The organism is Streptomyces sp. NPDC020299 (assembly GCF_044387825.1).
Lineage (GTDB): Bacteria > Actinomycetota > Actinomycetes > Streptomycetales > Streptomycetaceae > Streptomyces.
On record NZ_JBIRWL010000025.1, the window covers coordinates 96,042 to 105,326 of the forward strand.

10 protein-coding genes are annotated in these 9,285 nt (G+C 72.0%); 8 read left to right on the forward strand and 2 right to left on the reverse strand.

The window, feature by feature from the left end; genetic code table 11:
• Positions 1 to 81 precede the first annotated feature (81 nt).
• On the forward strand, positions 82 to 567 hold the full coding sequence (locus tag ACH45E_RS40635; protein ID WP_361453282.1) for a DUF1203 domain-containing protein: 486 nt from the start codon (positions 82 to 84) through the stop codon (positions 565 to 567).
• An 85-nt stretch (positions 568 to 652) separates the two neighbouring features.
• Here ACH45E_RS40635 and ACH45E_RS40640 read toward each other — a convergent pair whose 3' ends face one another.
• A complete protein-coding gene (locus ACH45E_RS40640; RefSeq protein WP_361453285.1) occupies positions 653 to 1,693 on the reverse strand; it encodes an aspartate-semialdehyde dehydrogenase in 1,041 nt (346 codons plus the stop codon).
• Between the two features lie 378 nt (positions 1,694 to 2,071).
• Here ACH45E_RS40640 and ACH45E_RS40645 point away from each other — a divergent pair, with 378 nt between their 5' ends.
• Positions 2,072 to 2,605, forward strand: a complete 534-nt coding sequence (locus tag ACH45E_RS40645; protein ID WP_361453288.1) for a sigma-70 family RNA polymerase sigma factor — start codon at positions 2,072 to 2,074, stop codon at positions 2,603 to 2,605.
• A gap of 1 nt (position 2,606) precedes the next feature.
• A complete protein-coding gene (locus ACH45E_RS40650; RefSeq protein WP_361453291.1) occupies positions 2,607 to 3,398 on the forward strand; it encodes a hypothetical protein in 792 nt (263 codons plus the stop codon).
• A 30-nt stretch (positions 3,399 to 3,428) separates the two neighbouring features.
• Here ACH45E_RS40650 and ACH45E_RS40655 read toward each other — a convergent pair whose 3' ends face one another.
• Complete coding sequence (locus ACH45E_RS40655) at positions 3,429 to 3,968, reverse strand: CGNR zinc finger domain-containing protein (RefSeq protein ID WP_361453294.1); 540 nt, start codon at positions 3,966 to 3,968, stop codon at positions 3,429 to 3,431.
• Positions 3,969 to 4,075: 107 nt separating this feature from the next.
• Here ACH45E_RS40655 and ACH45E_RS40660 point away from each other — a divergent pair, with 107 nt between their 5' ends.
• The 5 genes from ACH45E_RS40660 (at position 4,076) to ACH45E_RS40680 (ending at position 9,183) form a co-directional block, all read left to right on the forward strand.
• Entirely contained in the window at positions 4,076 to 4,522 is a 447-nt protein-coding gene (locus ACH45E_RS40660; RefSeq protein WP_361453297.1) for a VOC family protein, read from the forward strand.
• Positions 4,523 to 4,524: 2 nt separating this feature from the next.
• On the forward strand, positions 4,525 to 5,412 hold the full coding sequence (locus tag ACH45E_RS40665) for a pyridoxamine 5'-phosphate oxidase family protein (protein ID WP_361453300.1): 888 nt from the start codon (positions 4,525 to 4,527) through the stop codon (positions 5,410 to 5,412).
• A gap of 9 nt (positions 5,413 to 5,421) precedes the next feature.
• Positions 5,422 to 5,892: an NUDIX hydrolase gene (locus ACH45E_RS40670; RefSeq protein ID WP_361453303.1), complete on the forward strand. Its 471-nt coding sequence runs from the start codon at positions 5,422 to 5,424 to the stop codon at positions 5,890 to 5,892.
• Between the two features lie 246 nt (positions 5,893 to 6,138).
• Entirely contained in the window at positions 6,139 to 7,941 is a 1,803-nt protein-coding gene (locus ACH45E_RS40675) for a TIGR03767 family metallophosphoesterase (protein WP_361453306.1), read from the forward strand.
• 93 nt (positions 7,942 to 8,034) lie between these two features.
• On the forward strand, positions 8,035 to 9,183 hold the full coding sequence (locus ACH45E_RS40680) for a serine hydrolase domain-containing protein (RefSeq protein ID WP_361453308.1): 1,149 nt from the start codon (positions 8,035 to 8,037) through the stop codon (positions 9,181 to 9,183).
• The last annotated feature ends 102 nt before the right edge of the window (positions 9,184 to 9,285 follow it).

Consider the following 9,285-nt stretch of genomic DNA (forward strand, 5'->3'; position numbering starts at 1 on the left):
CCATCCTTCCACGTGACCCGCGCCGAACGCGATGTCCGGATCCCGCCGGTGGGTGGCGCGGAATCACGCCAGCCTGGGCCCATGACCACGTACACGGCACGACCCATCGACGCGCGGGCCCTGAAGGAGCTCCGCGAAGCTGACGACGCCGGACGGCGAACGGTTCCCGTGACCGACGAGGAGGGCGGCTCCCCGCTGCGCTGCTGCCTGCGCCCCAGCACCCCCGGCGAGCGGCTCGCGCTCGTCTCCTACGCGCCCCTGCGCCGCTGGGCCACGGAGCACCGCGCCGACCCGGGCGCCTACGACGAACAGGGCCCGGTCTTCATCCACGCGGACGAGTGCCCGGGCCCGGACGGCGACGGCCACCCCTTCGCCAACGCCCACCGCACGGTCCGCCGCTACTCCGCCGACGGCCACATCCTGGGCGGCCGCCTCGTCGAGGACCCCGCGGGCCCCGAGGGCTTCGACGCGGCCTTCGCGGAGGCCTTCGCCGACCCCGCGGTGGCCCTCGTCCACGTACGGGCGGTGGAGTACGGGTGCTTCCTGTACGAGGTGCGCCGGCCCTGACAGCGCCGAGGGGGCGGTCACCCTGACGGCGGTGAGGCCGCAGGTGACCGCCCCCTGTGCGGGCGTACTGCTCGGGTGACAGGTCCTACTCGGGTGCCACGGCCTTCTTGGCCGAGGACAGCTCCGCCGCCACCAGCTCCGCGATCTGCACGGCGTTCAGGGCCGCGCCCTTGCGGAGGTTGTCGTTGGAGACGAACAGGGCCAGGCCGTTGTCGACCGTCTCGTCGCCGCGGATGCGGCCGACGTACGACGCGTCCTTGCCGGCCGCCTGGAGCGGCGTCGGGATGTCCGTGAGGGCGACACCCGGGGCACCGGCCAGCAGCTCGGTCGCGCGCTCGACGCTGATCGGGCGGGCGAAGCGGGCGTTGACCTGGAGGGAGTGGCCGGAGAAGACCGGGACGCGCACACAGGTGCCGGAGACCTTCAGCTCGGGGATCTCCAGGATCTTGCGGGACTCGTTGCGGAGCTTCTGCTCCTCGTCGGTCTCGTTCAGGCCGTCATCGACGATCGCGCCGGCCAGCGGCAGCACGTTGAACGCGATGGGCCGCTTGTAGACCTGCGGCTCGGGGAAGTCGAGCGCCTCACCGTCGTGGGTGAGCTTGTCGGCGTCGGCGGCCACCTTCTGCGCCTGCCCGTGCAGCTCCGCCACGCCCGCGAGGCCCGAGCCGGACACCGCCTGGTAGGTGGCGACGACCAGCGCCTCCAGGCCGGCCTCCTCGTGCAGCGGCTTCAGCACCGGCATGGCGGCCATCGTGGTGCAGTTCGGGTTGGCGATGATCCCCTTGGGCCGGTTCACGGCCGCGTGCGGGTTCACCTCGGACACCACCAGCGGCACCTCGGGGTCCTTGCGCCACGCCGAGGAGTTGTCGATCACCACGGCACCCTGGGCGGCGACCTTCTCGGCCAGCGCCCTGGAGGTCGCCCCGCCCGCGGAGAACAGCACGATGTCGAGCCCGGTGTAGTCGGCGGTCGCCGCGTCCTCCACCGTCACCCCGTCCAGCACCGTGCCGGCCGAGCGGGCCGAGGCGAACAGCCGCAGCTCGGTGACGGGGAAGTCACGCTCCACGAGGATCCTGCGCATGACCGTGCCCACCTGACCGGTGGCTCCGACGATTCCGACCCTCACTGCGACTCCTTCTCCGTGGCTGGCGGGTGCCCCCTGCGTGGCCGGGGCCTTTCCATCATGCGGCCGCCCCCGGCCCGCGTGTCCAATCTTTTGGCGCGCGTGCCCGAGGCGTGGGACGCGATCACCCTGCGGCCGGTTGCGGTCCTGCCGTCCGTACCGCGCTGAGCTGGAGAAAATTCCCCGACGGGCCCTCCCCGCCGCAAGCTGTGCTGCCCCGCCCCTGCCCGTCACCGCCCCGCTCACACGGCGGTGTGACGTATGCCTCTGCCCGCACCGCGAACGGGAGGCCGAAGGAGGCCGAAAAAGGTGCCGCCGCGCGCCGAACGTTTCCCGCCCCTCCAGCGTCGTAGGGGAAACGCGGCGAGGGGAGGAGCGGCTGTGCTGCGCAGAAAGGCCCGCCGCGGCCACGGGGCGGACCACGCAGGGGGCGACCCGCTGGACGCGGCACAGGAACGCCGGGTGCGGGCGGTGCTCGCGCTGGGCGGGGTACCGCAGGCGGACCTGCCGGACGGGGTGCAGCAGGTCCGCCTGCGGCTGCTGGAGCGGGCCGCGGGAGGGCAGGAGGCGCCGCGCGACGTGTCCGCGTGGGCGGCGGTCGTCGCCTCCAACCTCGCGATGGACTGGCACCGAGCCAAGCGCCGCCAGGAACGGATCGGCGAGCGCCTGGCCGCGCTCCGGCAGGCCGACCACCCCTCCGGCGAGGACACCAGCCTGCTCTCCCTCGCCGTCGCCCGGGGCCTGGACGACCTGCCCGACGCCCAGCGCCAGATCCTCGTCCTGCGCTTCTACGCCGACCTGCCGGTGCGCGGGATCGCCGAGGAACTCGGCATCCCCGAGGGCACGGTCAAGAGCAGGCTGCACACGGCGGTACGCGCCCTGCGCGCCCGCCTGCACGAGGACGAGGTGGTGTGACGTGACCGCCCAACACGACGGCTACGACGGTTCCGGCGGCTACGACGGCTACGACTGCTCTGGTGGTTCCGGTGGCTCCGGCGGTGGCGACGAACTGGACGCGTTGCTGGCCGTGCTCGCCGACGAGCCGCTGCCCGACGAGGCCCGCGCCGACGCCGCCTTCATGGCCGAACACCGGGCGGCGGCGGCCGATGTGGCCCTGCTGCGGGAGCAGTTGGGGATCATCGGCGACACGCTGGCCGGTCCCGCGCCCAGCCCCCGCCCGGCACCGGCCCCGGCCCCGCCCAAAGAGCGCTGGTACCGCCACCCCGGCGTGCGGACCCTCTCCTTCGGCGCGCTCGTCACCGCATGTGCCGCCTCCGCCGTGCTCGGCCTGGGCTGGCTCGTCGCGTCGAACGGCGGCGACAGCGCGGACGCGGGCGGCGGCTCCGCGAGCGACAAGTCGGCGGCGAGCGGGAGCAGCGCCCGGGGACCCGCCCGCCTCGCCTGCTCCCGCCTCCTCGTCGAGGGCGACATCACGAAGGTCCAGCCGGTCCGCGGCACCGCCGAGGACCGCGTCACCCTCCGCGTGACCCGCTCCTACGTCCCCGTGAAAGGCAAGAAGAAGGAGGTGACCTTCCAGGTGGAGCGGGTGGTCGCCCCCGGCTCACGGCCCGGGCAGCACGTCCTCGCGGGAATCCAGAGGGACGCCACGAACCCGAACCTGTGGATCACCGACACCGCCGGGATCGCCAGGGAACGCGCCGCCATCACCAAGGAGCTGCCCGCGTCCGGCGACGTCGCCTGCGAATGACGCGAATGACGCGAATGACGGACGGGCGGCTCAGCTCTCCTTGGAGCGGGCGTAGTGGCGGGACGCCTTCGCCCGGTTGCCGCACGCGGCCATCGAGCACCAGCGGCGGGTGCCGTTGCGCGAGGTGTCGAAGAAGTGCAGGACGCACGTCTCGTGCGCGCAGGTCCGGATCCGGTCCGGCGCGGCGGTCAGCAGTTCCAGGTAGTTCCGGGCGGCGAGCCAGGCGGGCGCCCACGAGACGTCCTTGAACTCGGCCCGCTCGGCCGGCCCCTCCACGCCGAGCCCGGCCCGGATACGTCCGTGCTCGAGCACGGCGTCGACGAGCGGCGCCCCCTCCTCCGGCGACCCGTCCACGACCGCCTTCAGGGCGTCCCGGGCCTGGAGCAGGTGCCGCAGCGTGCGCGCGTCGGGCTCGTACTCCAGCCCGTTGCCCGCCAGCCACACCGCCAGCCCGTCGGTGTCGGCGAGCAGGTCCTGCGTGACGCCCTCCCGGTTCCACCGCGTGTTGAGCAGGTCGAGCGCGAGCGGCTCACCGGTGAGGGGGCGGGGGTCGCGGGCGGGGGCGGGCATCGGCACTCCTTCTTCGCTAACCACTCAAGAGTACGTGACCGGTTGACGCATACGATTCTAACTGCTTAACCTCTTTATAGAGGTTATATCTATTGAGGGGACCAGCCATGACCTTGCGCACCGGCCACACCGGCCTGAACGTCACCGACCTCGACCGCTCGCTCGCCTTCTACCGGGACGTCCTCGGCTTCACGCCGCTCGCCGAGGGCAAGGAGGACGACCGGCGGTACGCGTTCCTCGGCGACGGCGGCGACAGTCCCGTCCTCACCCTCTGGCAGCAGGCCGAGGGGCCGTACGACCGCGCCCGGGCCGGCCTGCACCACCTCGCGTTCACCGCCGACTCCTTCGCCCGGGTCGAGCAGTACCAGCAGGCGCTGAGCGCCCACGGCGTCGACTTCGCCTACGAGGGCGTGGTCGCCCACCGTGAGGGCGCGGCCTCGGGCGGCATCTTCTTCCACGACCCTGACGGCACCCGCCTGGAGATCTCCGTACCGCACGGCCTCGAAGGCGCCCCCGCCCCGCACACCTCCGCACCGACCTGCGGTTTCTTCTAGCCATGGCCGTCTACCACCACGGCTCCCGGGCCGTGCAGGACCGCGTCGGCGTCCGAGAGCTCGCCGACCACGTGGGCCGCGCCATGGGCACCGGCATCAAACCGGTCGCCGCCGCCTTCCTGGAGCTCCAGCCGCTGCTGATCCTGGGCGCGGCGGACCCGGACACCGGCAGGGTCTGGGCCACGCCCCTGTCGGGCACCCCCGGCTTCGTACGGGCGACGGGCCCGCACCGGATGTCCGTCGCGGGAGGCCCACCCCCCGCCGACCCCCTCGCGACGGCCCTCACCACACCAGGCACCCCCGTCGGCACCATCGCCCTGGACCCCCGCACCCGCCGACGCATGCGCCTCAACGGCCGCCTCCACCCCACGGAACGGGGTTTCGCGGTCGAGGCGGACCAGGTGTTCGCCAACTGCCCCAAGTACCTCCAGAAGAGGCAGACCTACGAGACCGTGCCCGACCGCGTCCCGGGACCACCCCGCCGGACCACCGAACTCTCGCCTGCCCAGGCCCGGTTCATCGAGACGGCCGACACCTTCTTCCTCGCCACCGTCCACCCCCACGGCGCCGACACCAGCCACCGCGGCGGCAACCCCGGCTTCGTCCAGGTCACCTCACCCCGCGAACTCACCTGGCGGGACTACCCGGGCAACTCCATGTTCCTCACCCTCGGCAACCTCCTCACCGACCCCCGGGCCGGCCTGCTCCTGATGGACTGGACGACGGGCACCACCCTCCAGCTCACCGGCGAGGCCCGCACCGAGTACGGCACGGACGGCGAACGCCGGGTCCGCTTCACCCTCACCGAGGCCGTGGAGACCGAGTTCGCGCTGCCGCTGCGCTGGTCACCGCCGGAATACTCACCGGCCAACCCGGACCCGGCAGGCTAACGTCGGCCCATGCGCCAAAAGTTGAGGGTGGCGGCCTACGCCGTGTGCGTCCGCGACGGACAGATCCTGCTCGCCCGTTCACCGGCCCCCGACGGCACACCCGAATGGGTCCTGCCCGGCGGCGGCATGGAGCACGGCGAGGACCCGTACGACACCGTCCGCCGTGAACTGACCGAGGAGACCGGCTACCGGATCGAGGTGACCGGCCTCCTCGGCGTGGACTCCTCCCGCCACGTCCTTGGCCGCCGGAGCCTGCGCCCCCCGACCGACCACCACGGCGTACGGATCATCTACGAGGGCCGCGTCACCGGCGGCGAACTCCGCAACGAGGTCAACGGCTCCACCGACCTGGCCGCCTGGCAGGACCTGGACGCGGTACCCGGCCTCACCCGGATCCGCCTGGTCGACGTCGCCCTGCGCCTGTGGCGCGAACGCCCCGCGGCGGGCCGCGTCCCGGACGGGGCGGAGGAAGCCGGGTAACGGCCCCGGGGTCTGCCCCCTACCCCGCCAGATGAACGCGGAGTGACCGCCCCCCGGCCACCCGCGGGCGGCTCCATGACCGCGCCCGGTCACCGTGATCCACGTACGGTGATCGGCGTTGCCCGTTGCCGTCTCGTTCACGCGCAGGTCATCCCCGGTGCCAACGATCCAGAGCGAGCGGGATGTTCGCGACAGCGACCACCCGCGACCACTGCCGACGCAGTTCGCACTCGGGGAGATCGCGCCATGTCGCGCATACGCTCTGTCGCCAGCACCGCGCTGGGGGTCAACCGCCGTACCGTCCTGGCCACCGCCGGGGCGGTGACGCTGTCCGCGGGCATGGGATACGCCCTGCGCCCGACCGACAGCCAGGCCGCCACCACCACGACGACCGATACGTCCGAACAGGCGCCGGTCGCCAACTCCCTCCCCCAGTCTCGACTACGCTCGACCGGGGGGACCCCCATCGCGCCTGCCCCGCCCCTCGCCCCCTACACCAAGGGAACGACCGTCGCGAGCGTCGCCGCCCCCCGCAACAGCTCCGGCTACCGCCGCCTCGGCGACGGCGCCGGCTGGAAGCGCGTCGTGAGAAGCGAACTCGCCACACCCAAGTCCGGGCGCGCCGACCGCCGTACGGCCCTCGCGGCGTTCGTGCAGTTCACCGACCTGCACCTGATGGACGTCCAGCACCCGCTGCGCCTGGAGTACCTGCGCGCCACCGACGTGCACGCCTGGCGCCCGCACGAGGCGCTGACCGTGCAGGGCGCCATCTCGCTCGTCGAGCGGGTCAACGCGCTGCGCGGCGCCCCCGTCACCGGTTCCCCGCTGCACTTCGTCATGACCACCGGCGACAACACCGACAACAACGCCCACTCCGAACTGGAGTGGTTCATGAAGGTGATGTCCGGCGGCCGGATCACCCCCAACTCCGGTGACCCCAGGCACTACGAGGGCGCCCAGAACAGCGGTATGAAGCTGTACTGGCAGCCCGACGCCACCCTCCGCGACAACGACAAGACGCTCGGCTTCCCGCACCTGGGGGGCTATCTGGCCGCCGCGATCCGCGAGGCCCGCAGCCCCGGTCTCAACCTGCCCTGGTACTCCACCGTCGGCAACCACGACTCCCTGCCGCTGGGCTGCTACGGCTCGCACGGCGACTCCTACCTCGCCGAGGCGGCCATCGGCGGCAAGAAGCTGCTGAGCGTGTCCGCCGCCGAGGCCAAGAAGCTCCAGGACGCCATCAAGAACGCCAAGGACCCCAGGGGCGTGCAGTACCGGGACTTCCTCAAGGCCCACGCCCGGTCCATGCGTTCGGTCACCCCGGACGAGAAGCGCGCCCCCTACACCCCGGCCGACTACCTCAAGGCCCACCTGGACCCGGCCCACCAGGGCCTCGGCCCGGTCGGCCACGGTTACTCCTCGGCCAATGTGGACGCGGGCACGCAGTACTACGCCTTCCGCATCTCCGACGACGTGATCGGCATCAGCCTCGACACCACCGACGCGGGCGGTCACTACGAGGGTTCCATCGGCACCAAGCAGCTGAACTGGCTGGACAAGACCCTCACCGACAACAAGGACTCGTACGCCGTCGTCTTCAGCCACCACACCAGCAAGACGATGACGAACACCCGCCCCGACCCGGCCCATCCGTCGGAGCGGCGCCACAACGGCGGCGAGGTCGTGTCCGTCCTGGCCCGCCACGCCAACGTCCTCGCCTGGGTGAACGGCCACATCCACAAGAACGTCGTCACCCCGCACAAGGCCTCCGGCAACCGCTCCTTCTGGGAGATCTCCACCGCCTCCCACGTCGACTACCCCCAGCTCGCCCGAGTCATCGAGCTGGTCGACAACAAGGACGGCACCCTCTCCCTCTTCACCACCCTCATCGAGTCCGCCGCCCCCCACCGCACGGACTTCACCGACCTCTCCCAGACCGGCCTCGCCGCCCTCTACCGCGAGCTCTCCTACAACGCCCCCGGCGCCAACAAGGCACTCGCGGGCGACCCGGCCGACCGGAACACGGAGCTGGTCCTCAAGAAGGGCTGAAAACCGCCCAACCGGCATATCCCGAGTCAACCCCCGCGTGCGGCGTAGTGTCCCTCCCGGCGACCGAGCTCGACGGCACAGATGGGGGAAGACATGCGTGCACGCAAGGCACTGGTCGCGGCGGCGGCCGCCCTGGCCCTGTCGGCGACCCTGGCGGGACCGGCCCTGGCGGCCACTCCCACCGGGGAAGCCACCGGCCACCCGGCCACCGGGAAGGCCGTAGAGGCGGCGGTCGAGGCCGGCGTCCCCGGAGTGACCCTCACGGCGAAGGACGCCCACGGCACCTGGTCCACCACGGCCGGAGTCGGCAACCTCCGCACGGGTGCCCCGCGTTCGGCGGACGACCGCTACCGCGTCGGCAGCATCACCAAGACGTTCGTCTCCACCGTCCTGCTCCAACTGGAGGCGGAGGGCCGCCTGTCCCTGGACGACAAGGTGGAGAAATGGCTGCCGGGCGTGGTGCACGGCAACGGCCACGACGGCCGCGCGATCACCGTCCGCCAACTCCTCAACCACACCAGCGGCATCTTCAACTACACGGCCGACGAAGACTTCGGCCGCACCTACTTCCTCAAGGACGGCTTCTTCAAGCACCGCTACGACACCCTCACCCCGCGGCAGCTGGTGGCCATCGCCATGCGCCACAAGCCGGACTTCGCGCCGGGCACCTCCTGGAACTACTCCAACACCAACTACGTTCTGGCCGGCATGGTCATCAAGAGCGTCACGGGCCACTCGTACGCCCAGGAGATCACCCACCGCATCATCGACCCGCTGCGGCTGACAGGCACTTCGGTTCCCGGCACGCGGGTCACCGTCCCGCACCCGAGCAGCCACGCCTACGGCAAGCTGGCGCAGACGGCGACGGGCCCCACCTACGACGTGACCCGCCTCAACCCCTCCATCGCCTCCTCCGCGGGCGAGATCATCTCCGACTCCGCCGACCTCACCCGCTTCTACCGCGCCCTCCTGCGCGGCGACCTCCTCCCGCCGAGGCAGCTGAAGGAGATGAAGACGACGGTGAAGATCGCCCAAGCCCCCAACATCCGCTACGGCCTCGGCCTCATGGACACCACCCTCTCCTGCGGCGTCCACGTCTGGGGCCACGACGGCGGCATCCACGGCTCCTCGTCCTGGGCATCCACGACAGCGGACGGCCGCCACGCGCTGGCCTTCAACTTCAACGCCGACTGGACGGGCGACAGCGACGCGGTGGTCGACGCGGAGTACTGCGGCACGTGAGCCGGCTCTAGGGCCTGTCTGACAATTCCCGTCGTCCGCCCGAAGGGCGGGCCCCGCGGCGTCTGGTGCGTGCGATCGCAAGGCGCCGGAGCGCCCTCGTGG